Origin of the sequence: Pseudomonas sp. R76 (genome assembly GCF_009834565.1) — a bacterium.
Lineage (GTDB): Bacteria > Pseudomonadota > Gammaproteobacteria > Pseudomonadales > Pseudomonadaceae > Aquipseudomonas.
In genome coordinates this window covers 2,719,671-2,744,864 of record NZ_CP019428.1, presented here as the reverse complement: position 1 = coordinate 2,744,864, position 25,194 = coordinate 2,719,671, and the positions used below count along the sequence as shown (strand labels likewise).

At 58.0% G+C, this 25,194-nt stretch carries 27 protein-coding genes, 1 tRNA gene and 2 pseudogenes; 17 read left to right on the top strand and 13 right to left on the bottom strand.

The features are described 5' to 3' along the window. Positions 1-98: 98 nt before the first annotated feature. The 5 genes and pseudogenes from PspR76_RS12745 to PspR76_RS31665 all read left to right on the top strand — a co-directional run bounded on the left by PspR76_RS12745 (position 99) and on the right by PspR76_RS31665 (position 4,715). Complete coding sequence (locus PspR76_RS12745) at positions 99-2,963, top strand: hypothetical protein (RefSeq protein ID WP_159955686.1); 2,865 nt, start codon at positions 99-101, stop codon at positions 2,961-2,963. After that, on the top strand, positions 2,960-3,622 hold the full coding sequence (locus tag PspR76_RS12740) for a lambda exonuclease family protein (RefSeq protein ID WP_159955684.1): 663 nt from the start codon (positions 2,960-2,962) through the stop codon (positions 3,620-3,622). Before PspR76_RS12745 ends, PspR76_RS12740 begins: the two co-directional genes overlap by 4 nt. A 2-nt stretch (positions 3,623-3,624) precedes the next feature. Next, positions 3,625-3,867, top strand: a complete 243-nt coding sequence (locus tag PspR76_RS12735; protein WP_159955682.1) for a hypothetical protein — start codon at positions 3,625-3,627, stop codon at positions 3,865-3,867. After that, entirely contained in the window at positions 3,864-4,334 is a 471-nt protein-coding gene (locus PspR76_RS12730) for a hypothetical protein (protein ID WP_159955680.1), read from the top strand. Before PspR76_RS12735 ends, PspR76_RS12730 begins: the two co-directional genes overlap by 4 nt. 69 nt (positions 4,335-4,403) lie before the next feature. Beyond that, positions 4,404-4,715 (top strand): annotated as a pseudogene (locus PspR76_RS31665) (hypothetical protein). Between the two features lie 35 nt (positions 4,716-4,750). On the opposite strand, the gene PspR76_RS12720 reads toward PspR76_RS31665, so the two are convergent. Further along, on the bottom strand, positions 4,751-5,425 hold the full coding sequence (locus PspR76_RS12720; RefSeq protein WP_159955678.1) for a hypothetical protein: 675 nt from the start codon (positions 5,423-5,425) through the stop codon (positions 4,751-4,753). A 120-nt stretch (positions 5,426-5,545) separates the two neighbouring features. Here PspR76_RS12720 and PspR76_RS12715 point away from each other — a divergent pair, with 120 nt between their 5' ends. After that, positions 5,546-6,178 carry a hypothetical protein gene (locus PspR76_RS12715; RefSeq protein ID WP_159955676.1) on the top strand — a complete coding sequence of 211 codons (633 nt, stop codon included), beginning with the start codon at positions 5,546-5,548 and terminating at the stop codon, positions 6,176-6,178. A gap of 6 nt (positions 6,179-6,184) precedes the next feature. Here PspR76_RS12715 and PspR76_RS12710 read toward each other — a convergent pair whose 3' ends face one another. Both PspR76_RS12710 and PspR76_RS12705 read right to left on the bottom strand, forming a co-directional pair. Next, positions 6,185-6,397 carry a hypothetical protein gene (locus PspR76_RS12710; RefSeq protein ID WP_159955674.1) on the bottom strand — a complete coding sequence of 71 codons (213 nt, stop codon included), beginning with the start codon at positions 6,395-6,397 and terminating at the stop codon, positions 6,185-6,187. Between the two features lie 190 nt (positions 6,398-6,587). After that, a complete protein-coding gene (locus PspR76_RS12705; protein ID WP_159955672.1) occupies positions 6,588-7,571 on the bottom strand; it encodes a putative phage abortive infection protein in 984 nt (327 codons plus the stop codon). 130 nt (positions 7,572-7,701) lie between these two features. On the opposite strand from PspR76_RS12705, the gene PspR76_RS12700 reads away from it, so the two are divergent. Further along, complete coding sequence (locus tag PspR76_RS12700; protein ID WP_159955670.1) at positions 7,702-8,481, top strand: DUF2786 domain-containing protein; 780 nt, start codon at positions 7,702-7,704, stop codon at positions 8,479-8,481. Between the two features lie 46 nt (positions 8,482-8,527). Here PspR76_RS12700 and PspR76_RS12695 read toward each other — a convergent pair whose 3' ends face one another. Then, positions 8,528-8,779, bottom strand: coding sequence for a hypothetical protein (locus PspR76_RS12695; protein WP_159955668.1), 252 nt, complete (start codon positions 8,777-8,779; stop codon positions 8,528-8,530). Between the two features lie 93 nt (positions 8,780-8,872). On the opposite strand from PspR76_RS12695, the pseudogene PspR76_RS12690 reads away from it, so the two are divergent. The 4 genes and pseudogenes from PspR76_RS12690 to PspR76_RS12675 all read left to right on the top strand — a co-directional run. Beyond that, positions 8,873-9,184, top strand: a pseudogene (locus PspR76_RS12690) (hypothetical protein); the annotation flags it as partial. Positions 9,185-9,337: 153 nt separating this feature from the next. Continuing rightward, positions 9,338-9,982 carry a hypothetical protein gene (locus tag PspR76_RS12685; protein ID WP_159955666.1) on the top strand — a complete coding sequence of 215 codons (645 nt, stop codon included), beginning with the start codon at positions 9,338-9,340 and terminating at the stop codon, positions 9,980-9,982. A gap of 97 nt (positions 9,983-10,079) precedes the next feature. Further along, entirely contained in the window at positions 10,080-10,445 is a 366-nt protein-coding gene (locus PspR76_RS12680) for a DUF4224 domain-containing protein (protein ID WP_174245617.1), read from the top strand. Between the two features lies 1 nt (position 10,446). Beyond that, positions 10,447-11,355, top strand: coding sequence for an integrase (locus tag PspR76_RS12675; protein ID WP_237235755.1), 909 nt, complete (start codon positions 10,447-10,449; stop codon positions 11,353-11,355). Here PspR76_RS12675 and PspR76_RS12670 read toward each other — a convergent pair. Continuing rightward, positions 11,315-11,405: transfer RNA gene (locus tag PspR76_RS12670), tRNA-Ser, on the bottom strand. The two genes, PspR76_RS12675 and PspR76_RS12670, sit on opposite strands and share 41 nt — an antisense overlap. 152 nt (positions 11,406-11,557) lie before the next feature. Between PspR76_RS12670 and PspR76_RS12665 the strand changes: the two genes are divergently transcribed. Further along, positions 11,558-12,229 (top strand): Bax inhibitor-1/YccA family protein, encoded by a 672-nt coding sequence (locus tag PspR76_RS12665; RefSeq protein ID WP_159955664.1) that lies wholly within the window; start codon positions 11,558-11,560, stop codon positions 12,227-12,229. 62 nt (positions 12,230-12,291) lie between these two features. Here the strand turns inward: PspR76_RS12665 and murB are convergent, their stop codons facing one another. The 8 genes from murB to PspR76_RS12625 all read right to left on the bottom strand — a co-directional run bounded on the left by murB (position 12,292) and on the right by PspR76_RS12625 (position 19,146). Then, entirely contained in the window at positions 12,292-13,311 is a 1,020-nt protein-coding gene (gene murB / locus PspR76_RS12660) for a UDP-N-acetylmuramate dehydrogenase (RefSeq protein WP_159955662.1), read from the bottom strand. Further along, the gene (locus PspR76_RS12655) at positions 13,308-13,772 is read right to left on the bottom strand and encodes a low molecular weight protein-tyrosine-phosphatase (protein WP_159955660.1); all 465 of its coding nucleotides are present in this window, start codon (positions 13,770-13,772) and stop codon (positions 13,308-13,310) included. Before PspR76_RS12655 ends, murB begins: the two co-directional genes overlap by 4 nt. Then, positions 13,772-14,536, bottom strand: coding sequence for a 3-deoxy-manno-octulosonate cytidylyltransferase (gene kdsB / locus PspR76_RS12650; RefSeq protein ID WP_159955658.1), 765 nt, complete (start codon positions 14,534-14,536; stop codon positions 13,772-13,774). The genes PspR76_RS12655 and kdsB overlap by 1 nt, the downstream gene beginning before the upstream one ends. After that, entirely contained in the window at positions 14,533-14,718 is a 186-nt protein-coding gene (locus PspR76_RS12645) for a Trm112 family protein (RefSeq protein ID WP_003174668.1), read from the bottom strand. The genes kdsB and PspR76_RS12645 overlap by 4 nt, the downstream gene beginning before the upstream one ends. A gap of 22 nt (positions 14,719-14,740) precedes the next feature. After that, positions 14,741-15,751, bottom strand: a complete 1,011-nt coding sequence (gene lpxK, locus PspR76_RS12640; protein WP_159955656.1) for a tetraacyldisaccharide 4'-kinase — start codon at positions 15,749-15,751, stop codon at positions 14,741-14,743. Beyond that, positions 15,751-16,179, bottom strand: coding sequence for an ExbD/TolR family protein (locus tag PspR76_RS12635; protein WP_159955654.1), 429 nt, complete (start codon positions 16,177-16,179; stop codon positions 15,751-15,753). The genes lpxK and PspR76_RS12635 overlap by 1 nt, the downstream gene beginning before the upstream one ends. Further along, on the bottom strand, positions 16,176-16,811 hold the full coding sequence (locus tag PspR76_RS12630) for a MotA/TolQ/ExbB proton channel family protein (RefSeq protein ID WP_106579832.1): 636 nt from the start codon (positions 16,809-16,811) through the stop codon (positions 16,176-16,178). The genes PspR76_RS12635 and PspR76_RS12630 overlap by 4 nt, the downstream gene beginning before the upstream one ends. A 109-nt stretch (positions 16,812-16,920) precedes the next feature. Next, positions 16,921-19,146 carry a DNA internalization-related competence protein ComEC/Rec2 gene (locus PspR76_RS12625; RefSeq protein WP_159955652.1) on the bottom strand — a complete coding sequence of 742 codons (2,226 nt, stop codon included), beginning with the start codon at positions 19,144-19,146 and terminating at the stop codon, positions 16,921-16,923. Between the two features lie 134 nt (positions 19,147-19,280). On the opposite strand from PspR76_RS12625, the gene PspR76_RS12620 reads away from it, so the two are divergent. The 5 genes from PspR76_RS12620 (at position 19,281) to PspR76_RS12600 (ending at position 25,126) form a co-directional block, all read left to right on the top strand. Further along, positions 19,281-19,796: a DUF2062 domain-containing protein gene (locus tag PspR76_RS12620; RefSeq protein ID WP_159955650.1), complete on the top strand. Its 516-nt coding sequence runs from the start codon at positions 19,281-19,283 to the stop codon at positions 19,794-19,796. A 217-nt stretch (positions 19,797-20,013) separates the two neighbouring features. Then, positions 20,014-22,767 (top strand): response regulator, encoded by a 2,754-nt coding sequence (locus PspR76_RS12615; protein ID WP_159955648.1) that lies wholly within the window; start codon positions 20,014-20,016, stop codon positions 22,765-22,767. A gap of 444 nt (positions 22,768-23,211) precedes the next feature. After that, entirely contained in the window at positions 23,212-24,213 is a 1,002-nt protein-coding gene (locus PspR76_RS12610; protein WP_159955646.1) for a 2-hydroxyacid dehydrogenase, read from the top strand. 71 nt (positions 24,214-24,284) lie between these two features. Further along, the gene (locus tag PspR76_RS12605) at positions 24,285-24,725 is read left to right on the top strand and encodes a hypothetical protein (protein WP_159955644.1); all 441 of its coding nucleotides are present in this window, start codon (positions 24,285-24,287) and stop codon (positions 24,723-24,725) included. Beyond that, on the top strand, positions 24,722-25,126 hold the full coding sequence (locus PspR76_RS12600) for an META domain-containing protein (protein WP_159955642.1): 405 nt from the start codon (positions 24,722-24,724) through the stop codon (positions 25,124-25,126). The genes PspR76_RS12605 and PspR76_RS12600 overlap by 4 nt, the downstream gene beginning before the upstream one ends. Positions 25,127-25,194 lie beyond the last annotated feature (68 nt).

Here is a 25,194-nt window from a genome sequence, read left to right as displayed (position 1 = left end):
AGAACTGACAGTTACCTCCCTGCTGAAAGCGGCGTACGTTCAAAACGCAACCGCAGCCTCTAAATGAATAGGGGCACACACAGCATAGGGAGATGAACATGGATCACAATCCAATGGGTACGGACCCGGTCGATTCCGAAAACGACCCGATCTTTAACGCAACCACACAAAAGCGCAACGTGGTCGATCCACGTACCGGTCTATTCGAGGCTTATTTCCGATTAAGTTCGGTAATTGGGAACGACGGCAACGGGCCGGTGATGGACATAAGTCTTCACAACACGCCGGTGGTCAATAATATAATGTCACTAGGGGATGGTTGCTTCATTCCCATGACTCAATATGACGAAGCCCGTGGAAAATTGACGCTGTACTCGGGTGAAGTTCTAAGCTTAACAAAAAATAATTCAATTAAGAACCAACCCGGCTTCAAAGAAAAGTTTGAGCACGGCGGACTGACGATACGCTGGAAGGGTGGCAGAAAAGAATTCCTCGTACCGGTGCCAGGCACAAATATATATATGCCGGACACATTGACCACCGACGGCTATAACAGCGTACACCTCACTTGGCAGACAACAAACCAAGGGACAAGTGAAAAGCCTGAATATCAGATTCAATTGACCGGCATCAAGGATTCTACCCGCAGGCTGCTCAACGTCGAATACACCGCCGCCGTCCCAGATGCAACTCCGGCCATTGAGCGCGTCAAGTTTATCTTCTGGCCTGATGATAAAGCAAAAACCCTGACTTATACCCTGGATATCAAGGATTACGCCCTGCAGTCCGTGAGCCTGGGAGATGACATTCAGACGACCTTAGAGTATGACGAGCATCCCACATGCGGCTGGCTGTTGAAAAAGATCAAGACCTTCGATGGCCTCGAAGAAACGGTTGAATACAAAGACAATGGGCTGAATTTCCCAGACAAACCGAAGTTGTCGGAATTGCCCTGCGTCAACACGCACACCTTGACACCCAATGGGGGCGGGACGCCTGTTATCACAACGTATGCCTATGGATTTGATACCGATAATGCGTACACCACCATCATGAGAGAAGGCGTACCGGCAATCCGCACCACGATTTATCAATACGATGAAGAGCATGTCGTCAAATCAGAAACCGTGATACAGGGTACTGCCAAAATCGTAAAAAATTACGACCCAAAAGTAGTTAATAGTGCACTGACCCAGCTCAATATCACCACCACTTACAAAAAAGCAAATAAAAGCCGTGCGGAAAAAATTGCAAATGAACTATTGACCGGCGCCGCCCTGAAGAGCAACGAGCAAAATGATATTTTTACTAAAATTGAGTATTCTAACATCCATGGCGAAAGTTATTTAGACTCATTAATGGATGACATTTTTAATGCATCCAAAAAAGACCCAGGGGACAGACCGCAACCACAATGGCGTGGCAAGGATGCTGGCAGTGATTTTGATTTTGCCTATGTCGCCGCCGAAGTGCTTCGTATACCGCCGGGCCTATTAGAGAAACTGCTCCCCGGCCTCAACACCCTTCGCGACGGCAATTTAGACGTTCAGCAGTTCAAAGTTCACAGCTATACCACTGTGCCCAAAATGAGTGAGGGGAAGCTGCGCAGTACATTGCAAGTCAATCTTGCCAGCAATGACCTGAGCCGTAAGTTTGCCGATGCTGCACTGACCGGCAAGGAATACACATACTACCTGGAGGACGGCTTTCGCAAAGGGCGCCCAAAAAGCATCCGCCAGTCCACCCTCAAAAACAGCACCCTGGGACGGACTGTAAGCGAACCCTTGCGCACTTTCGAATACGCTCTGGGAGGCATAGGCAACACCGAACTGACCACCACGACCACCGACACGGATGACCAGGGCAACCAACGCACTGCCTCGGAAACCCTCAGCACCCTCAATGGCAGCCTTATTCGCCAAGTCGACACCGATGGCAACCGTACCGAGTACACCTATAACCCATTTGGCCAACTGGCTACTCTCACGGTGTGCGCGCAAAGCCCGACCTATCGCCAAGTCACTACTTACACCTACCCGGCGCCGGGCCAGGTGCAAATTACCGAACCCAACGGGGAAACGCGTTTGAGCCAGTACGATGGCCGAGACCGTTTGGTGAGTGAATACCTGATTGAAGGTGACAAACAAAAACTGACCAAAACCGTCAGCTACGACCGTATCGGGCGTGAATTTCGTACCACCTTTTATGATTATGTGTTCGGTGGCTCTCGCGTCAGCCATTGGCAGGAAAATAAATACGATGACTGGAACCAGGTCTGCGGCATCACGTACAGCGACGGCCGGCAGGACTTCGATTTCTACGATCCCGTCGCGTTGACGCGCACGCAGTGGACGGGAAAAGCCACCGACAAGCACGCTACAGTCACCTCCTTTAACCCGGATAAGACGATCAAAAAAATCGAATGGAAAGGCGAGGATGGCAAGGTCTATCAAACCCAGACAGCCAGCTACAGCCATTTCAAACTGGTCACGCGGCTGCACACCGACGGCGAGCTGGGCGAAACCACCATTGATTACACCTACGATGGCAGCGGCCGCCTGCTGAGCGAAAAACATAGCGAGAAAGCCAAAGGGTTACTCGCGCCAAGCCTTGTCTACACCTACTACTACACCTACCCCAAGCAATGGCTACTGCGTGAGGCCGAAGAGGTGGAGATCGAGTTCGACGGCAAACGCCAGCGCCTCGGTAATCGCACCTTCGACAGTTGGGGCCGAGTCACATCCATGACGCGCGGTACCTGCACCGAAACCTACACCTATAAGCGCCAGGACATCGAAGCCTATGCAGCGGCCTGGGCAGGTCTCAAGCCGAAGCAGCGCGCAGCAATCGGCCTGGAGTGCCACGAAGCGCTCAAGAGCATGGCGGCAACTGTCGATGCTGACTTCACCGACATGACAGGCACCAATGGCAACCAGCCTCACACAGAGGAGGCGGCGCAGTGAGAACTGAGCTTCAGGGCACAGAGAAGTGGCATGCGGATCGATCTGGCCGCGTGACAGCCAGCCGCTTCAAAGATGTGATGGCCTGGAGGAAACCTGACAAAAGTGGCAAGCGCGAGCCCATGGGTGCCCGCACCGCGTACATGCGCGAACTGTGCTTCGAGCGGCTGGCAAAGAAGTCCAAACATAACGTCAGCAGCGCATCCCTGAAATGGGGGCACACCGAAGAACAAAAAGCCCAAGACGCCTACGAGATGCTGACCGGCAACATCGTCCTCCCGTCCGAGTTCATCGTGCACCCGAAGTACGATTGGCTTGGCTGCTCACCAGACGGCCTGATCAACGATGACGGAGGCACTGAATCAAAGTGCCCTTTCAACGAAGCAATTCACATCAAAACCTGGCTCGAAGGCATGCCCGAAGAACACATGCCGCAGGTCCAGGGTTGCATGTTCGTAACTGGCCGCAAGTGGTGGGACTTTATATCGTTCGATTCCCGTCAGGATGAGGATTGTCAGCTCTACATCGAGACGATTTACCGCGATGAAGACTACATCGCCAACCTGCACAAAGAGCTGGTTCAGTTCAACCTCGAGCTGAATCGGATGGTTGACGAGGTAGCGGACAGAGCTCGGGCGCAAGCCTATCGTTTAGGAGCCTGATCATGATCAGCAACCACCTCAACCTGGTCGAACAGCAACGCCAGCACGCCGACTCAATATCGGAACGCACCGCACAGTTCCTGGCCGCCGGCGGGACGATCTACCAAGGCGAGAGCCCATCGATCAACCCGCCGCCGCCGAAGCGATCTGCCAGGATCGATCCCGAAACCATCCTCAAGCGTCGCAAGCCGCCCATCACCCGGGCCGAGCGTGAAGCGCTGCGCAAACTCGCGGAGGCTTTATGAGCAAGCGCAAACCCCACAACCTCAAAGCCCGCATTGTCCGGTCCTGCCGGTCGCTGCTGGCAGCTAACCACGTCGCAGTGGTCAACATCGACCCCAGCGGCCGCCAGGGCATGATCAATTACAAGTCGCAGAAGAACATAGCACCGGGGAAGATTGGCCAGGCCGTATGCGGCATCCCGCACCGGTGGACGATCTACCTCAGCGCGCTCTGCATCGACGCACAAGGCGACCGATACAGCAAGTCAGTGGAGGTCGCGCCCGATGGCGTTTACCTCTCCGACCACCTGGAAGACGTGATCGAGCATTGCTACAAGAAGCTGCGCGAAGAGGCCAATCAAAGCCAGATGGTGGCCTCGGGCTGGATCGCTATCCCTGAAACGATATCTCTGGACGAGGCGCACGCCGCGCGGATCTTCGAGGCCGTCGGCGCATGGCGACTGGTAAAGGTCGATTCATGCGCCGCATAGCCCGCACCCAGCAACGCAAACGACAAACCTGGCTCGCACTGCCGGTCAGCGGGATAGAAGAGGTAGGCCATGGCCAAATCAGTACAGGAACGGTCGGCCAAGGCTGCGCAGAAGCGCTTGGCAGTCGCCGAGAAGGAATTGCGGCACAAGGTCAGGCCGGGCATCGAGCAAGCCATGGAACGGATCTGCGCCAGAGGCAAGACGCCGATCATCAGCGATGTCCTGCAGATCGCCATCATGAAGATGGACTTGATGGTGGACGACTAACTACGTGAATTCTTGAGTTATCCGCGCCACGAAATCGTCATTAGCGAAAACGTGGCGCGGATGTTTTTGGATAAGAGCTTGGCCGAACTGAGGCGTGATTCTGGGGATGAATAGCTGCCTAGCTATCACTCACAAAGCTTGGCTTATGCTTAGACAGCTCGATCAAAACCTATCTTTGCAATGCCGCTAGGCCCGTTAATACATTTAACCTTCATAATGTAATTATCCACAACTTCCTTTCCGATCCCATAGGAGTACTTAACCGAAAAGCTATAATCCTTAGTAGCTTTATCTAGAGGAACATGGAACTCTACCGACTTACCTGCCGCAATTGCGCCACCATTATAAACATTGGCGTTGCCGATAACGACAATAACACTTTCAGCATTTTTACCAATATTCTCTATTTTAATATATACATCCATCGACTGCATATTCGCAGTTGGAACGCGAGCAGAAAATTTAATATTCGGTCGGCTTTCATACTCAGCTATTTCCCTAGCATACCTAACATTCTCAAGCTCTGTTTCTAGTTGCCTTCCAGCGATACCAACCATTTCTTTTTGCTGGTCTACCGAATTTTTTAGTTCTTGTGCCTGTAACTGCAATGCCTCTGAACTCAACTTCAACTCGCGACCCTGCTGAAGATATCCGAGCACCAGCCACAGAAAGGCAATCGGCCCAAACACTCCAGCCAGAAAATCACCTATCGCATTGAGTTCAAGACCGGGAAGACTTGCGCGTTTCCAGTAGACGAGGACGGCCACACCCACCAGATAAACGCTCGTAACTACCCCACCTACAACTTCTGATTTAACCTTCATAACTCGCTCCATCGAATGAATGCGAGATATTAGATGCAATATGAATCACTTGGAAGCATTTTGCCATCACCCCATTACAACCACCGGTCACGGAGGTCGGCGCCTGACTGGAGATAATCCATGGACGATGAGTTCTACCTGCAAGACAGCCGCAACCACGCCTACGTCGGCGATGGGTTGTCGTTCTGGGGTTTTGGTGGCTCCGGATATGTCACCGATCTGGCTAAGGCCCAGGTGTTCACCCGGGACGGCGCTTGCGATCACCGCGACACTGACATCCCGTGGCCCAAGGCCTACGTCGATGCCCGGGCGCGTATTGGTGTCGACTGCCAGCGTGTGACGTTGAGCGAGGCGCTGGACCAACACCCTGACGCAGCCGAGTTTTACATCCAGAAGCCGCAGTGCTGGAACGGCAACAACCTGATTTGGCTTTGCGAAGATGGCGTGTTCACAAGCGACCTTTCCAAGGTTGTGGTGGTGCCGAGAGCTCACATCGTCAACTGGATCGGTAAGCTCGGCCAATCAGGCGCGGTGGTCTGGCCAAAGCCCTACATCGACGCGCATAGCCGCCGTTTGGTCGAACGCGATGACGTGAACATCAAGGAAGCCCTGCGCGGAACCGGCATCCAGCTGGCCAAGCCGACAACGCCCAAAATGATGATGTTCAACTGCGATGGCTGCGGCCGGTTCATCAGCGACGCCCAGCGCTATCGGAAAAACTGTCGGAACTGCGGAACAAACAACGCGCCTTGAGGAGCATCAGCGCGCACGCTTAATGCTGCCCTGCTGCATGAACTGTTCGAACTCAGCAAGCATAGTGACCGCCGTGAACTGCAGCTCCCCGTACTGAGCGGCTATCTCGTCGGTCTGGAATGGCCAGTTTTTCTCGTAGAAGTCTTCCGCCGCTACCGCCGCTTCATCTTTCGCGATTTGAAGATCACGAACACCTGCTTCGTAGTTGTACTCACGCACACCTATCTCCTTGATCCGGCTCCATGCCGGTCACCCGTAATATCCCGTCCTCATCATGCCGTTCCACAGCACAGATGCGAAAGCTTGGATGGCTAACATAGCTTCAAGCTGAGCCGATAATTGGAGCTGAAATCATTAACAGAAAACTCGAAACTAATCTCTGCACGCCAAAACACTCAACCAGCCTGCCTCAGGATATTCGAAGCTCGGCATGAAGCGATAACGCCTCCATATTCTGACCATAGACAGACTGTTTCATCTTAACTACATCTTGTTTATTTAGGAGAAGAGAAATATTTAGATTATCAAACAATGCATGCACTTGAGCATATCTCGCAAAGCGCGCACCCATAGGACTTAGGCAATTATAAAAAAGAAAAATCAGCTCATAATCTGAAAGAAGTGAACGAACCACTACGGCATATTTTTTTTGATCTTTCTTTTCAAGCGTCTCGATGAATCTAAAAACAGAGTAAAGGCTTCTAAAATACAACCCAAGATCCCCTAAGTGGGACTTCAGCACGCTCTGATATGCAGCCTGCGATGCGAGCGAGGGTTCTATCCCTCTACTAATCTGAGTCTGGTAGCGAGTTTTTAACTTCCTTCGCCAATCTCTAAAACAATCCCGCCCCTGAATTGTTTTGATTGAAGAGCCATCATTCACAACATGCAAATCGAACCCGCTGATTACTTGCTGCTGAAGGCTAAGAATATTATAAAACTGCGACTCCACTTGCTGCTGTCCAATCTGCTTACGCGACTCAGCAAGATCAGACTTCTGCATCAGAATAGTTATGATAATCCCGGAGAATGCAAATCCAGAAAACAAAGTGTTTAATGTACCAAAGCTATCTCCGAATGTACCATCCCTAACTTTATCAAAGACTCCACTTAAAGGCACGTTCCAGAGCAGCATAACAAAAAATGTCGCGTACACTCCCAAAACCAAAAGTAAAATCAGGGCTATACGCATTAGATTCTTTGAATAATTTTCAGCCCTGCCTGAAGACCACCGACGAACCAACAAACCGACTATAAGAAAATAAACAAGTCCGATGTATTCAACTCCCAGATCGGAAAATCGTTTGCCAAGATCGGGCGGCGTACTTTCGACTCCAAATGACTGTTGAGTCTCATAGGAAAAACTTGGGTCAACCGACAGCTCGTACCTCATCACGCATTCCATTGCCTTAAAAAGCGACTTAATAACGCAATTACGAACAAATTGCCACCATGTCGCATCCGGCCACGGACGGCGGCGCCTATCAATATCAACGAATCACGCCAGCCGGCGAGGATCCCCTATGTCCGCACAACAGATCGACGAAAAGAAACTCGAGCGCGCGATCCGCAAGATCAAGCACTGCATGGCATTGGCCCAGAGCACCAACGAGAACGAAGCCGCAACAGCACTCCGGCAGGCTCAGGCATTGATGCGCGAGTACCGGCTGACCGAGATGGATGTGAAGTTGAGCGACGTCGGAGAAGTTGAATCGGCGCTGTTCCGAGCCAAGCGTCGACCGGCATGGGATCAACAGTTGAGCATCGCTGTAGCAGACGCGTTCAGTTGCACAACTTTGCGGCGCAGGAAGTGGAGTTGCTCGAAAGACCAAATCATTGAATGCGCGACATTCGTTGGCGTGTCTCCCGCGCAAAACATCGCCCTCTACGCATACGAATCGCTGCACACCAAGCTAAGCCTGGCGCGCAAGGAGTACTGCTCAGCGGTCAGATCTGGGATTCATCGCAGTCAGTATTCACCAGAGACTGCCGGCGATCACTTTGCGTTAGCGTGGGTTTGGGAGGTTCAGTCAAAGCTGAAAGCACTTGTGCCTCAAGGCGACGATGATCCGCTCTGGAACGCAGTCATCGGCCAAGGCCTCGTCGCGATCCAGGCGCAGGACAAGGCCTTGATCAGCGAGTATCTCGCCACCAAAGACATCAGAGAGTCCAGGAAAAGCAAGGGCGTGGAGCTGGATATGAATGCCCAAATCGCCGGGATGCTCGCAGGCAGCAAGGTAGAACTGCACGCCGGCATCGCGCGCGGCAGCGAGGACACCATTGCGCTATCCGTAATAGCCTGAGCCACTCCCCTCTACCGATCCGGCATGGACCGGCGTGAGACTACGATCAAAGCTGGCGCCTGAACGAATACAGGATGTTGTTTTTATCGTCAGCAACAATCCACTCCTTGCCGACAGAATCGATCTTACCGACGAGCAAACTGTTTGCCGCATACAACTCATCGTCGATGACTTGGAAGCGCAGAACACCCTTTTCGTCTAACACCGAACCATCAGACCGAATTGGCCCCACGGCCGGCGCGATAGGCCAGCGCCCTGCATAGAGGGTGAATCCACCCTTCTTGAATTCCTCAATCATCCCTATCACTCCGATTGGCTAAAGGACGAACTGTAGCTGATCCGAGAAATGTCACCACTCCACTGCCCGGGCATGGCCCGGCAAGGACCACCCGTGATCAACCTGTTCTGGCGCCTGGTCGCAAAGCTGCTTGCGCGCCCGGCGGTTGCCGCCTGGCTAATCGCCCGCGCCCAGTGCACCCCATACCTGCACATAATGTCCGCCGACGGCGCCGAGATGTACATGGGCCGCTGGTGGCTGTTCAACCCCTACTCGCGCAAGTCGCACAAGCCGGCGCTGTGGTGGTGTCCGTGGACGTTCCGAGTTCACCACATCATGCGCCCGGATGAAGACCGGGATCTGCATGACCATCCCTGGAACGCCCGCACCATCATTCTGCGCGGCTGGTACACCGAAAAACGGCTGGATCCTGCGACCCATGGCGCACCTACACCGGCGCCGATGACTGAGCGAACTCAAGCCGGCATGACGGCTATGAATCCGAACGGACTATCAATCACAAGATAAAGTACTACCTTTAGATTACTATCAACCGTTCATAAACAGGGACGCTCGCATATGACTTATAGAAGTGCTCTTAACGGTGAAAAGCCTGGTTCTTACCAGATCGCCACCCGCTCGGGAAAAACAACAATTAACCCGGGAGAAACTTTAATATTCGAGCAATATGTAACAGGTTACGGAAATATACAAACAGCAAAACTACAGGCTTACATATCTACAGATGCTTTTGACTTAGAAGACTCCTACATCCTTAGTAGCCTAGCCACAGAGAATACAGAAATGGGGCTGAAATTATCTTGGGGAAACCAAAAGGACAAACTATCAGAAACTGGTTTTACTTGCGTGATGGCGGGGCTTTCCTACACGCCAGATGATGAGTCAACAATGATTTTCGACGTTGAGCAGGCCTCAAAAAGACCTATTCTTGCTTCTGAAAAAAAACTCAACCACGCACCATTTGAATACACCTTAAAAACGAAGAAAGCATTGAGCCCCGGCGAGCATTATATTGACTTTTACCTAACTTACTTCAATGGAGAAAAATGGATTACGAGTAAGGAGCGAGTTTCTTTCAAAATAAGAAACTTTTTCGAACGGCACGCAAAGACAATAAGTGCTTTAGCAATAATTGCATCTATATCTGGAATCATTCGCTTTCTTGCATCTCCCATCTACGACTTAGTAAAACCGCTGTTTTGACTTAGCTTCAAATCAGGCAGTTCTCCCTGAGCTGCCTCAATTACTCCGAATTTTTCCTCCCTTTAAAGTCAGCCGCTATAGCGGCAAGGACGAAGTCATGCCTGAAGAAATTGCTTTGATTCAGCCGCTGCCAGTTGAGCGCGGTACAGACGGTTGGTGGTCGCACCCTGACTACCTGGCCGAATTCGACGACGAAATCACCGAGGCGCAATTCCATGACTGGTGTCAGCGCCACCAGGTGGTAACGAAGATCGCCGACCTGACTGGTTACAAGCACCGTTCGCACCAGCCCAAGTGGCTGAAAGACCGGAACTGGGTGTTCATCGAGAGCCGTGGCGGCCGGCCGCTGGTTGACCGGATGTTCGCCCGCATGAAGCTGGGCATGGTGAACGCCACAATCGCAGACCCTAACCCTCCGCCGGCGCGCCAGCCTTGGACGCCTGACTTCTCCAAGGTGAACTGATATGCGCCCCCGAAACACGGAAAACAGGGACTTGCCGCTAGGAATGGTACGCCGTAAGCGCCCAAGGAAAAATGGCAAGGTCTGGATCGGCTACTACTATCGTGACTCTGCGGGAAAAGAGATTCCGCTTGGAACTGACCTGAGCAAAGCCCGGCTGAAGTGGGCCGAACTGGAGGCCAAAGAAAAGCCGGCCGACCTGACAAAAATGAAGGGCATTTTCGACCGATATGTGCGCGACGTCATCCCAAAAAAGGGGGAGCGAACACAGAAGGACAACATGGCCGAACTGAAGCAGCTTCGTCCTACGTTTGATGAGGCGCCCATCGACTCAATCACGCCGTTCAACATCGCCGGTTACCGTGATGCCCGCTCAGCGAAGGTTCGTGCCAACCGCGAGATCGCGCTCCTGTCCCACGTTTTCAACATGGCCAGGGAGTGGGGGCTCACGGAGCGGGAGAACCCTTGCCAGGGCATCAGAAAGAACAAGGAGGCGCCGCGCGATTACTACGCCAACGCGGCTGTCTGGGATGCCGTCTACGCGGTCGCCGAACAAGAACTCAAGGAAGCCATGGACCTGGGTTATTTGACCGGGCAGCGGCCTGCTGACGTGTTGATCATGCGTAGTGACGATACCGAGGGTGACTACTTCCTGGTGACACAGGGCAAAACCGGGCAGAAGCTCCGAATCCTGATGCGTACCGATGCAGGGGAAAATAGCTTGGGGAGATTGGTCAGGGAGATTGGTGAAAGGAATGTCGGGCATCCATCCAGGTACCGAAAGTTTCGGAACTCCAGCCAAAAGCAGAAGAAACCGTCTCAAACCCCAGATACGAAAAAGCCCCGAATAATCGAGGCCTTATCGTTTAATTTGGCGGGAAACCAGGGATTCGAACCCTGGGAACGCTATTAACGTTCGCCGGTTTTCAAGACCGGTGCATTCAACCACTCTGCCAATTTCCCTTTTGCATCACAGGATTATAATAGCCCATCCCGTGTCAGCGGGCGCCATAATACCCGAATGAAACACACTGTCAAACTCTTGCCATCGCTTGTTACAGGGCGTCTGTTATGATCCTTGCGACTGAATGTTTCAAAACTGAAGGAGTGTCGCCATGCGCGAACAGAATTACGCAGTGAATGGTCACGCGCAGGCTGAGCAGCTTGAAGTCAGCCGCGTGTTGCGCAATACGTACGGCTTGCTCGCCCTCACCCTCGCGTTCAGCGGCGTGATGGCGTATGTAGCGCAGCAAATGCGCGTTGGCTACCCGAATATCTTTGTCGTGCTGATCGGCTTCTACGGTCTGTTTTTCCTGACCAACAAGCTGCGCGACTCGGCCTGGGGCCTGGTGTCGGCGTTTGCCCTGACCGGTTTCATGGGGTTCATCCTCGGCCCGATCCTTAACCGTTACCTGGGCATGGCCGGCGGCGCGGAAGTGGTCAGCTCGGCCTTTGCCATGACAGCCCTGGTGTTTGGTGGCCTGTCGGCCTACGTGCTGATCAGCCGCAAGGACATGAGCTTCCTCGGCGGTTTCATCACCGCAGGCTTCTTCGTGCTGCTGGCAGCGGTTGTCGCCGGCATGTTCTTCCAGATCAGCGGCCTGCAGTTGGCGATCAGCGCTGGTTTCGTGCTGTTCTCCTCCGTGTGCATCCTGTTCCAGACCAGCGCCATCATCCACGGCGGTGAGCGTAACTACATCATGGCAACCATCAGCCTGTATGTATCGATCTACAACCTGTTCATCAGCCTGTTGCAGATCTTCGGCATCATGAGCCGTGATGACTGATTGCTAGCGCTATAAAAAATGCCCCGTATCGTGAGATACGGGGCATTTTTGTTTGCGCAGGTTCAGTACCTGTTGGGTTCCATTTCCAGTTCAACCTTGAAGCGCTCGGCAATGTCCTGCTGGATACGCAGCGCCAGGTTGGCAATGTCGTGCCCGGTGGCCGATCCATAGTTGACCAGCACCAGCGCCTGCAGCTTATGCACGCCCGCATCGCCCTCGCGAAAGCCCTTCCAGCCGGCCTTGTCGATCAGCCAGCCGGCGGCGAGTTTCATCTGCCCGTCCGCCTGCGGGTACGCCACCAGGTCCGGGTACAGCGCCTGTAGCTCTGCGGCCAGCGCCTGGGACACCAGCGGGTTCTTGAAAAAGCTCCCGGCATTGCCCAACTCAGCCGGGTCCGGCAGTTTTTCGCGGCGGATGCTGCAGATCGCCCGGCTGACGTCGCTGGGCGTTGCGTCGGTGATCCCCTGCCCGGCCAGGCGCTGCTGCACCGGGCCGTAGTCGAGCTTCAGCTGGCTGGCGCGGCTCAGCGCAAAGCGCACGCGCAGAATCAACCAACGCCCGGTCTCGTGTTTAAACAGGCTGTCACGGTAGGCAAAATTGCACTCTTGCAGGCTGAAATCCCGCAGCTCGCCGGTCTGGCGATCCAGGGCGGTCAGGCCGGCAAACACATCCTTGATCTCCACACCGTAGGCACCAATGTTCTGCATCGGCGCAGCGCCAACGGTGCCGGGGATCAGGCTGAGGTTTTCCAGGCCGCAGAAACCGTGTTCCAGGGTCCACAGCACAAACGGATGCCAGGCCTCGCCTGCTTCGGCTTCGACCACCACGTGCAGGCCATCATCCTGTAACACGCGAATGCCTTGGGTTGCCATGCGCAGCACCAACGCCTGGATATCCTGGGTCAGCAGCAAGTTGCTGCCACCGCCGATCACCAGCAGCGGTAACGCGTGGGCAGCCGCGTAGGCCACGGCTTCGCGCACATCGGCATCGTTGTGGGCCTCGGCGAACAACTGGGCGCGCACATCAATGCCAAAGCTGTTGAATGGCTTGAGCGATACCTGCGCAAGCACCTGCAAGGTCATAACCGCCCCTTCAATTCGATCACCAATAAATCACAGGCGCGCTCGATCAGGTCGAGGACCTTTTCAAAACCTTGTTCGCCTTCGTAGTAAGGGTCCGGCACCTCGTCCACTTGCGCCTCATAGCGGCGCAGGAACAAGTCCAGCTCCGCCTTGCCCTGCGCCGGGCGCAGCGCCTTGAGGTTGCGCAGGTTGCTGTGGTCCATGGCCAGGATCAGGTCATAACGCGCAAAGTCGGCGCGCGAGACTTGCTGGGCCCGCTGCGCCGACAGGTCATAACCGCGCACCAGGGCAGCACGCTGGCTACGCTGGTCCGGCGGGTTGCCCACATGCCAGTCGCCGGTGCCGGCCGACGCGACCTCGACCTGGCCCGCCAGGCCCGCTTCGCGCAACTTGTGGCGCAACACGCCCTCGGCGGTGGGCGAGCGGCAGATATTGCCCAGGCAGACAAACAGGACTTCCATCAAGCCCCCAGCAGGCGACGCACGCGCTCAAGGTCTTCCTGGGTGTCGACGCCGGCCGGCGGCGCTTCCAGCGCATCGCCCACATGGATACGCACGCCGTGCCACAGCGCACGCAATTGCTCCAGGGATTCGGTGTTTTCCAACCAGCATGGGCCCCAGCTGACGAAGTCATGCAGGAAACCGGCGCGGTAGGCGTAGATGCCGATGTGACGGCGGTATGGCACGCCCTCCGGCAATACGTCAGGGTGCTTGGCGAAGGCGTCGCGCGCCCAGGGCAGAATCGAGCGGCTGAACGTCAACGCGAGGCCATTGATGTCCGTGACAACTTTGACCACGCTCGGGTTGAGCAACGTGTCGATGTCTTCGATGGGCTCGCTCAAGGTCGCCATGCGCGCTTCAGCGTGGGCCGCCAGGTTGGCGGCCACCTGGTCGATCACGCACGGCGGGATCAACGGCTCGTCGCCCTGCACGTTGACCACGATCGCATCCGGCGCCAGCCCAAGCTGCGTGGCGACTTCAGCCAGGCGGTCGGTGCCGGAATTGTGGTCTTCGCGGGTCAGTACCGCTTCAGCGCCAAAACCCTTGCAGGCTTCGATGATGCGCGGGTCATCGGTGGCGACCACTACCCGTTCGGCGCTGCTTTTGCAGGCCTGTTCCCACACCAGCTGGATCATCGGCTTGCTGCCGATCAATTGCAGCGGCTTGCCCGGCAGGCGGGTCGATGCGTAACGGGAGGGAATGATAACGGTAAAGGCGGTGGTCATTTATCCAGGCGCTCATCGGTGGTCAGGGTACGGGCTTCGCTCTCGAGCATCACCGGGATGCCATCACGGATCGGGTAGGCCAAGCCGGCGCCCTTGCTGATCAGCTCGGTTTTGTCGGCGCTGAGCTTGAGCGGGCCTTTGCAGATCGGGCAAGCGAGGATGTCGAGCAGTTTGGTGTCCATGAGTATTTCCTGGAAAAAGCGGTTAAGGCAAAAGTCGGGCGGGCAGCAGGCGCATCAGTTGGGTGTCGAACCAGGCTACAAATGCCGGCGACGGCACCGCATCCACCGCAAGGTACCACCAGTCAGGCTGGGCAAAGGCGCGGCACTTCACCGCGTCCTTTTCGGTCATGACCAAGGGTAATGACGGCGTGAAATTCAGGACGTCTGCGCTGTAGGGCGCATGGTCGGCAAACGCATGGGGTATTGGCCGCCAGTGTAGCGTTTCAAGGGTATTGAAGAAACGTTGCGGGTTACCAATACCGGCGACTGCGTGCACCTGCTGGCCTGCCGGAAAATGATCGGGCGGTTGGCGCTCAGCGGTTTTCAAGTTGATCAGCGCCGTGGGCAACAGGCGGAAAGCAAAACCACCCTCGCGATCCGCGGCGGCACCGTTATAGAGCACCGCATCAACGCTTTGCAGGCGCTCCTCGGGCTCGCGCAAAGGCCCGGCAGGCAGGCAATGGCGGTTGCCCAAGCCACGGGCGGCGTCGATCAGCACCAGCTCAAGGTCGCGGGCCAGGCGGTAATGCTGCAGGCCATCGTCGGAGAGGATCAGGTCAAGCGGCTCGCTGGCGAGCAGCGCCTTAACCGCGCGGCTACGGTCAGGATCAATCATCAGCGGCACGCCGCTACGTTGCACGATCAGCAATGGCTCATCGCCAGCCACGTCAGGGCTATGGCTGGCCTCGACCCGCCATGGCAACTGCGGCGGTTTGGCACCGTAGCCACGGCTGACCACCCCAACGCGCAAGCCACTGCGCCGACAATGCTCGATCAGCCACAGGATCAGCGGCGTTTTACCCGTGCCGCCGACAGTGATGTTGCCGACCACCACCACCGGCACCGGCGACTGGTAGATCTGGCCCTCGCCCGCAAGGAAGCGTGCACGCTTGCGCTGCACCACACGCCGATACAACGACTCGAGCGGGCGCAGCAGCGCCAGCGCCGGATGACCCTCGTACCAGGCTTTGAGCAAACGATCGGAGATGGCCATCAGGGTTGCGTCGCCGCCTCAACGGTGGTCATGCGCAAATGGGTGAAGCCGAGCTTGCCGGCGGCGTCCATCGCGGTGATCACGGCTTGATGCTGGGTTTTGCCATCGGCACTGATCGACAGCGGCATTTGCGTATCACCGCCGGACTCTTTCTGCAGGGCATCCATCAGGCTGTTGAGATCGTTCTTCTCCAGCAACTGGTTATTCACCGAAAACACGCCGTCAGCGCTGATGGCGATGTCCAGTTGCTTGACTTGCTGATCCTCAGCCGGCGAGCCGCTTACCGCTTCCGGCAAGTCGACGCGCAACTGGGTTTGCCGGGTGAAGGTGGTGGTGACGACAAAAAACAGCAGCAGGATGAACACCACGTCGATCAACGACGCCAAATTGATATCGACATTTTCCCGTTGCTTGCGGCGAAACTTCACACTCGGCCCTCGACAAAATCGACATCACGATCGCCCTGCACCACTTCCACCAGCTTGATCGCTTCCTGTTCCATGCCGACCACCAGCTCGTCGATGCGGCGCTGCAGGAAACGGTGGAAAAACACCGAGGGAATCCCGACCATCAGGCCCGCAGCCGTGGTGATCAAGGCCTTGGAGATACCGCCGGCCAGCACCGCCGCGTTCGTGGTCATGCCCGAACCCATGAACGAGCTGAAAATATCGATCATGCCCAGCACCGTGCCCAGCAGCCCCAGCAATGGCGCCATGGCGGCGATGGTGCCAAGCGCATTGATGTAGCGCTCCATTTCATGGATGACCCGGGCGGCGGCCTCTTCAATGCACTCTTTCATGATCTCGCGGCCATGCTTGGAGTTGGCGAGGCCGGCGGCGAGGATTTCACCCAAGGGCGAGTTGGCGCGCAGTTCCTTGAGCTTGTCTTTGTCCAGTTGCTTGTTCTTGATCCAGCCCCACACCTGCCCCAATAGATGCTCGGGGGTGATGCGGCTGGCGCGCAGGGTCCAGAGGCGCTCGGCGACGATGCCGAGTGCGGCGATGGAGCTCAAGATGATCGGCAACATCATCCAGCCGCCGGATTTGACCAATTCCCACACAGTGAATGTCCCCTCGAAAAAGTGCGCCACTTTACCATATAGGTTCGCCGGCGGGGCTCGTCGGCCACAGACCCGCCCGTCGCCGGCCGCTGCCAATGGTAACGTCGGGTTACAGTAGCGCTTCGCGCCAGAAGCGGCGTTGACTGCGCGCAACAACCGGGGCTTGAAAGGCGCCCAATTGCAGACGTACGGCGCCCTGCTCGGCGCTGTCGTAGACACGGCTGCCCAAAGCCCGATAACGCTGCATCACCTGTGGATGCGGATGCCCGAATGCGTTGCCACGGCCACGTGAAATCAGCACCGACTTGGGCGCAAGCCGCTCTAGAAAGGGCCCGGATGAAGAGCTGCGACTGCCATGGTGCGGCGCTTGCAGCCAATCGGTCGGTACGGCCAAGGCTGAAGCGAGAAAGGCCTGTTCGGCATCGCGATCAATGTCGCCGGTCAGCAGCAGGCGTTCGCCATTGGCCTGGACCCGTAACACACAGGATTTCGGGTTGCTGTCAGTGGCGCCTGGCCACCTCCAAAACTCGAACACCACGCCATCCCACTCCCATTGCTCACCACTGACACACGGCTGAACCGCAAGCAATGCTGGCAACCCTTCGACCTCGCCACCCACGACCCGCCTCACCGCCAGCGCGCGGGCGACCGCCGCCGCACCGCCCGCATGATCGGCGTGAGCGTGGCTGATCAGCATCATGTCCAACGCCTCTACCCCGAGCTTCCTCAAGGCTGGCACCACCACGCGCGCGCCCATGTCAAATGCCCCCGAGCGCGGCCCGGCGTCGTACAGCAAGGTGTGATGGCGGGTGCGCAGGATCAACGCTTGCCCCTGGCCGACGTCCAACTGGGTCACCTCCACCTGCCCTTGCGGCACCAGTTGCCTGGGTGGAAAAACCGCCAGCAACAGCATCGGCCAACCCAGCAGCCGGAACGGCACGCCTTTGGGCAACAGCAATAACACCGCACCGGCCAGGCTCACCCACCAATAACCCAGCGGCACCTCGGCCGGTATCCAGGCCGGGCTTTGCCCTGCCAACAGTGCCAAACCCCTGAACAACCCGTCCAGCGCGCCGCCGGCCAACCACAACAGGCCCGCCCCGACCAACGGCACCGCCAGCAACGCAGTGCCCAGCAATGCCAGCGGCAACACCACGAAGCTGATCCACGGCACCGCCAATAAATTCGCCAGCGGCGCACTCAGGCTGATGGGCAACCCCAGCACCAGCAATACCGGAAACAAGCCAATCGCAATCAGCCATTGGGGACGCGTCCACAACTGCCAGCAGCTCCAGGCGCCCAAGCGCCCGCTGAACGCGAGCACCAGCACCGCGACGGCGGCGAACGACAACCAGAAACCCGGTTGCAAGCTGGCCAATGGCTCCAGCAGCAATACAGCATCGAATGCCAGCAACAACGGCCACCACACGCCCAAATGTCGAAAGCGCAAACGCCAGAGCAGAACCAGCCCGACCATCACACACGCGCGCTGCACCGGCACGCCGAACCCCGCCAATAAGCCATAGCCCAGCGCGGCGGCAAACGCCAGGGCGCACGCCCATGGCAGCCACGGCAAGGCGCGGGGCCAGCAGCCGTAGCGCGCCAGCCCGGCCACCAAGCCGTAGATCAGCCCCGCCAGCAAACCGATGTGCTGGCCCGAGATCACCAGCAGGTGCACCGTGCCGGTGTCTTGCAACACCCGCCAGTCCTCAGTGCCCAGCCCCGAGCCGTCGCCCAGCACCAGCGCTGCCAAACCCGCCTCGCGGCCCTGGGCGTCGACGCTGCTCAGGCGCTGCCGGAGGCGGTCGCGCCAGGCGTTGCGGGCCGGGGCCAGGCGTTGGCCATCTTTCACCGAGCCGGTTGCGCCAATGCGCTGGGCCAGTAGCCAGGCTTCATAGTCAAAGCCATGAAAATTGAGCAACCCGGACGGGCGCTTTAACGTGACCGCCAGGCGCCAACGCTCGCCACTGTTCACCTGCGGGCCACCATGCCAGGACACGCGGATGCGCTTCGGCAATTGGGCCTTGCGCGAGCGGTTGTCGGTCAACTCGAAACGTACACCGGTGCTTGTCTGTTGCGGCAGCCCGACTACCCGCCCCTCTACCCAACGCGTCTGGCCATCCAGTGCAGGCGTAAGGCGATCATCCAGGGCCGACTGTGCGCTGAGGCAGGCCCAACTGATCCCCAGCAGGAAAAACGCCATCGGGTGGGTACGAAAAGGCAACAGCATCAGTGCGACAACCGACATTGCCAGCAGCCAACCGATAGAAGGCAGCGCTGGGAAAAATCGCAGCGACAGTAGGCCAAGTCCGAGGGCAAACATCCCAGTTCTCATGAATCATCCTTTTCAAGTGATCCATCAGTCTTAGTTGGCCCACCCGCACGGCCTATGATGTTTTGTCACAAAGTCTGAATTTTCTGTTTATAGAATGCGGGCATACTTGCCCCTCGAACTGACCTGGACCCCTTATGCCCCGGCGCCTATTCAAACGGTACATGCCCGATCCCACGAGTATCCGGGAACACAAGTCCTTACGATTTCTCGGCAAGTTGCTGCATGACCCCAACCTCTGGCACCTGAACCGGCATTCAGTGGCACGTGCCATGGCCGTCGGTTTGTTCGCGGCATTCATCCCGATTCCCTTGCAAATGTTATTGGCGGCGGTCCTGGCGATTGCCGTGCGCGGCAACATGCCCATTGCCGTCAGCCTGGTGTGGCTGACCAACCCGATCACCATGCCGTTCGTATTCGTCGGCACCTACCTGACCGGCGCCTGGCTGATGAATGTGCCGCCGCGCAGCCTCCCCGACAACCTGACCTGGGAATGGATCAGCAGCCAGCTGAGCACCCTGTGGCAGCCGTTCCTGTTGGGCTCGGTGGTCTCGGGCCTGGTGTTGGGGGCACTGGCCTATTGCCTGACCATGGGCTATTGGCGCTGGTGGGTCGCGCACCAGTGGAAGAAACGCAAACAGCGTCGCGCGTGACGGTCACAAGCGCCCTTCCCCTGATCGTCAATAAACCCCGCCAACCCCGCACCACGCCTCTACAGGCACGCATTGCCTGCTCTCCCAATCGCCTAAAGATTGCCGCATAACATTAATTTGCGAGATTCCAGGCCGCGCAAATGGCTACACTGCGCAGGTGGCGTGGGCCGGATGCCTGCGCGGATGATTGAAATCAATGTGGTAGCAGGAGAGTGGCGTGCTTAGAAGAATGGGGATAAAAGGCCGCGTACTGTTGCTGACGTTATTACCGACCAGCCTGATGGCCCTGTTGTTGGGGGGCTATTTCACCTGGATGCAGCTCTCGGAGTTGCAAACCCAATTGCTGCAACGCGGCGAAATGATCGCCGAGCAACTGGCGCCATTGGTGGCCCCGGCCCTGAGCAGCAGTAATACCGACTTGCTCGAACGTATCGCCACCCAATCTCTGGAACAGCCCGATGTACGCGCAGTGTCATTCCTCGCGCCGGACCGCTCGCCCCTCGCCCACGCGGGCCCGACCATGCTTAACCAGCCACCGGTCGGCAACAGTTCCCACCTGCTGCAGCGCACCGGCAATGACGCCACGCGTTACCTGCTGCCGGTGTTTGGCCGCCACCGCAACCTCGCCGGCGAGCTGATCCCGGACGAAGCCGACCGCCTGCTGGGCTGGGTCGAGGTGGAGCTGTCCCACAACGGCATGCTGCTGCGCGGCTATCGCAGCCTGTTCGCCAGCCTGCTGTTAATTGCCATCGGGCTGATCTGCACCGCCGCGCTGGCCCTGCGGATCAGCCGCACGATCAACTCGCCGATCGGCCAGATCAAACAGGCCGTGGCCCAGCTCAAGGACGGCAACCTGGAAACACGCTTGCCGCCGCTGGGCAGTCAGGAACTGGACCAGCTCGCGTCGGGCATCAACCGCATGGCCGAAACCCTGCAAAATGCCCAGGAAGAGTTGCAGAACAGCATCGACCAGGCCACGGAAGACGTGCGCCAGAACCTGGAAACCATTGAAATCCAGAACATCGAACTGGACCTGGCGCGCAAGGAGGCCCTGGAGGCCAGCCGTATCAAATCAGAATTCCTGGCCAATATGAGCCATGAAATCCGCACGCCGCTCAACGGCATTCTCGGCTTCACTCACTTGCTGCAAAAAAGCGAGCTGTCGCCGCGTCAGTTGGATTACCTGGGCACTATTGAAAAGTCCGCCGACAACCTGTTGGGCATCATCAACGAGATCCTCGACTTCTCGAAAATCGAAGCCGGCAAGCTGGTACTCGACAGCGTGCCGTTCAACCTGCGCGACTTGCTGCAAGACACCCTGACCATCCTCGCCCCCGCGGCCCATGCCAAGCAGCTCGAACTGGTCAGCCTGGTGTACCGCGACACGCCGCTGGCGCTGGTCGGCGACCCGTTGCGTCTCAAGCAGATCCTTACCAACCTGATCAGCAACGCGATCAAGTTCACCCGCGAAGGCACCATCGTGGCCCGGGCAATGGTCGAGGACGAACAGGAAGACAGCGTGCAACTGCGCATCAGTGTGCAGGACACCGGCATTGGCCTGTCCAATCAGGACGTGCGCGCGTTGTTCCAGGCCTTCAGCCAGGCCGACAATTCGCTGTCACGCCAACCGGGCGGCACCGGCTTGGGCCTGGTGATTTCCAAGCGCTTGATTGAGCAGATGGGCGGCGAAATCGGCGTCGACAGCACGCCGGGCGAAGGCTCGGAGTTCTGGATCAGCCTGAGCCTGCCCAAGACCCGTGACGACGTTGACGACCTGCCTTCTGCGCCGCTGCTTGGCCGGCGTGTGGCGGTATTGGAAAACCACGAACTGGCGCGCCAGGCCCTGCAACACCAGTTGGAAGATTGCGGCCTGGAAGTCACCCCGTTCAACACCCTGGAAAGCCTGACCAACGGCATCACCAGCGCGCACCAGACTGAACAGGAGATTAGTTTGGCCGTGCTCGGCGTCACCGCCAATGACATTCCGCCCGAGCGCCTCAACCAGCATCTGTGGGACCTTGAGCACCTGGGTTGCAAGGTGCTGGTGCTGTGCCCGACCACTGAACAGATGCTGTTCAACCAATCGGTGCCCAACCCCAACAGCCAATTGCAGGCCAAGCCGGCCTGTACGCGCAAGCTGCGCCGCGCCCTCGCCGACCTGATCAGCCCGCGCCCCTCGCGCAGCGAACCCGGCGAGCCACTGTCCAGCCGCGCACCGCGAGTTCTCTGCGTGGACGACAACCCGGCCAACCTGCTGCTGGTGCAAACCCTGCTCGAAGACATGGGCGCCAAGGTCCAGGCCGTGGAAAGCGGTTACGCCGCCATCGACGCCGTGAAGCAGGAAACCTTCGACCTGGTCTTGATGGACGTCCAAATGCCCGGCATGGACGGCCGCCAAAGCACCGAGGCGATCCGCCAATGGGAAAGCGAGCGCCACGGCACGCCGTTGCCGGTGGTCGCCCTCACCGCCCACGCCATGGCCAACGAAAAACGCGCCCTGCTGCAAAGTGGCATGGACGACTACCTGACCAAACCCATCAGCGAACGGCAACTGGCCCAGGTGGTGTTGAAATGGACCGGCCTGGCCCTGCGCAATCAAGGGCCGGAACGCGTGACCGACGGTGTTGGCAGTGGTGCGCAACTGTTGGTACTCGACCATGAAGAAGGCCTGCGCCTGGCCGCCAACAAGACCGACCTGGCCGCCGATATGCTCGCCATGCTGCTGGCGTCCCTGGAGGCCGACCGCCTGGCCATTACCGTTGCCCGCGAAGCCAACGATAACAACGCCTTGATCGAACGCGTCCACCGCCTGCACGGCGCTACCCGCTACTGCGGCGTGCCGCAACTGCGCGCCGCCTGCCAACGCGCGGAAACCTTGCTCAAGCAAGACGACGCCAAGGCCATGGCCGCGCTGGACGAACTGGACATGGCGATCGCCCGGTTGGCCAGTGAGGCGCGCGTCAGCGCGTGAGGCTACTTGCCTGGGGGACCGCCTTGTGTGGGAGCGGGCTTGCACGCGAAGGCGATAGGTCAGGCAATACACGAGTCGGCTGGCCCACCGCTATCGCAGGCAAGCCAGCTCCCACATTTTGACCGCATGCCCATGTTGGAACCCGGCCAACTGTGGGAGCGGGCTTGCTCGCGAAGGCGATAGGTCAGGCAGTACATGAGTCGGCTGGCCCACCGCTATCGCAGGCAAGCCAGCTCCCACATTTTAACCGCTCGCTCATGTTGGAACCCGGCCAACTGTGGGAGCGGGCTTGCCCGCGAAGGCTATAGGTCAGGCAATACACGAGTCGTCTGGCCCACCGCTATCGCAGGCAAGCCAGCTCCCACATTTTGACCGCATGCTCATGTTGGAACCCGCTCCCACAGGGGTAATATATTTAGTGAGTAAGAGCAGGAAGCTATTTTGATGCGCGTGATTCTATTCAGCAGCCAGACCTACGACCGCGACAGTTTTCTCGGCGAGCCGCTGCCGGCGGGCCTTGAGCTGCAATTCCAGCCTGCCCGGCTTAACCTCGACACCGTGGCCCTGGCCGAGCACCACGAGGTGGTCTGCGCCTTTATCAACGATGACCTCAGCGCGCCGGTGCTGGAACAGTTGGCCGCAGGCGGCACACGCCTGATTGCCCTGCGCTCGGCCGGTTATAACCATGTCGACCTGCCCACCGCCAAGCGCCTGGGCCTGGGCCTGGGCCTGACCATCGTGCGCGTGCCGGCCTACTCGCCGCACGCAGTGGCCGAGCACGCCGTGGCGCTGATCCTCGCCCTTAACCGCCGCCTGCACCGCGCCTACAACCGCACCCGCGACGGAGATTTCAGCCTGCACGGGCTGACCGGTTTCGACTTGGTGGGCAAGACCGTCGGCGTGGTCGGCACCGGGCAGATCGGTGCCACCTTCGCCAAAATCATGGCCGGGTTCGGCTGCCAGTTGCTGGCGTACGACCCCTTCCCCAACCCGCAGGTTCTGGCCCTAGGCGCCCGTTACGTGAGCCTGCCCGAGTTGGTCGCCCAAGCGCAGATCATCAGCCTGCATTGCCCGCTGACTGCCGACAGTAAACACCTGATCAACGCCCGCTCCCTGGCCCGGATGCAACGCGGCGCGATGTTGATCAACACCGGGCGCGGCGGCCTGGTTGACACGCCGGCGCTGATCGACGCCCTCAAGGATGGCCAACTCGGCTACCTGGGGCTGGACGTGTATGAAGAAGAAGCCCAGCTGTTTTTCGAGGACCGCTCCGACCTGCCACTGCAAGACGATGTGCTCGCGCGCCTGCTGACCTTCCCCAACGTGATCATCACCGCGCACCAGGCGTTCCTCACCCGCGAAGCCCTGGCGGCCATCGCCGGCACCACCTTGAGCAACATCGCCGCGTGGGCCAAAGGCCAACCGCAAAACCTCGTTGAAGGATGATCAGCGGTCACATACCAGGCTCATGATGAGCAGGCACCCGTGATAGGATGCCGCGCCTATTTGGAGGATCCATGGCCGAACACGATTTCCGCTTCAGCTTGCTGAGCCCGCAACACACCCTGATCGAATGCCGCGCCCTGGTGCCGGGCCGTTATCAAATCACCGGCAATGGGGGTTCGATCAAGCATGGCGACGTGCTGATCGTCACCCTGCGCGGCAGTAAAACCCTGTCGATGCGCCTGACCGTCGAAGGTGATGCGCGCTACTCCATCCGCCCGGCGGGCCAGTGGGTCGCCATGGCCCAGGGGCCGAAATTCGGCGAGCTGGAGATTCATACCTGGAAGGTCAACTGCGACAGCTGCGACAGCGTGCTGGAGTTTGAATTCGCGGTAGAAACCAAGCTGACCAAAGAGCCCCTGCAACCGGCTGCCAACGCGCGCATCCAGGAACTGGGCTGGGCGAGCATGGGCGACAAGCACCGCTGCCCGAAATGCCAGCAGGCAGCACAATGAAAGGCCTGCTTCTGCTCGCGGCCGTTGGCGTTGGCCTGACGGGCTGCGCTGGCGATGCAGTGAAGCTCAAGCAGGATCACAGCTACGTGGTGGAGTGGATTGGTGAGCGGCCGTTGATGGATTATGCGCACCTGACCGTCACCCTCGGCGCCGATGGCCGCGCCTACGGCAATGGCGGTTGCAACCACTGGTTTGCGCCGTACACCGTGGATGGCGACAAGCTGAGCTTCGGCAAGATCGGCAGCACCCGCAAACTCTGCGCCGAGGCGTTGATGGAGCAGGAGCACCGCTTCTTCCAGGCCCTGCAAGGCGTCGAGCGCTGGGACATCTCCCCCCTCGAACAGACGCGTTTCTGGCCCGCTGAAGGCAAGCCGATTCGGCTGTGGCTTGAAGAAGGCTGATAATCCCAATCTGCGGATGGGTGGGTTCTAAATGTGGGAGCGGGCTTGCTCGCGAAGGCGGTGGGTCA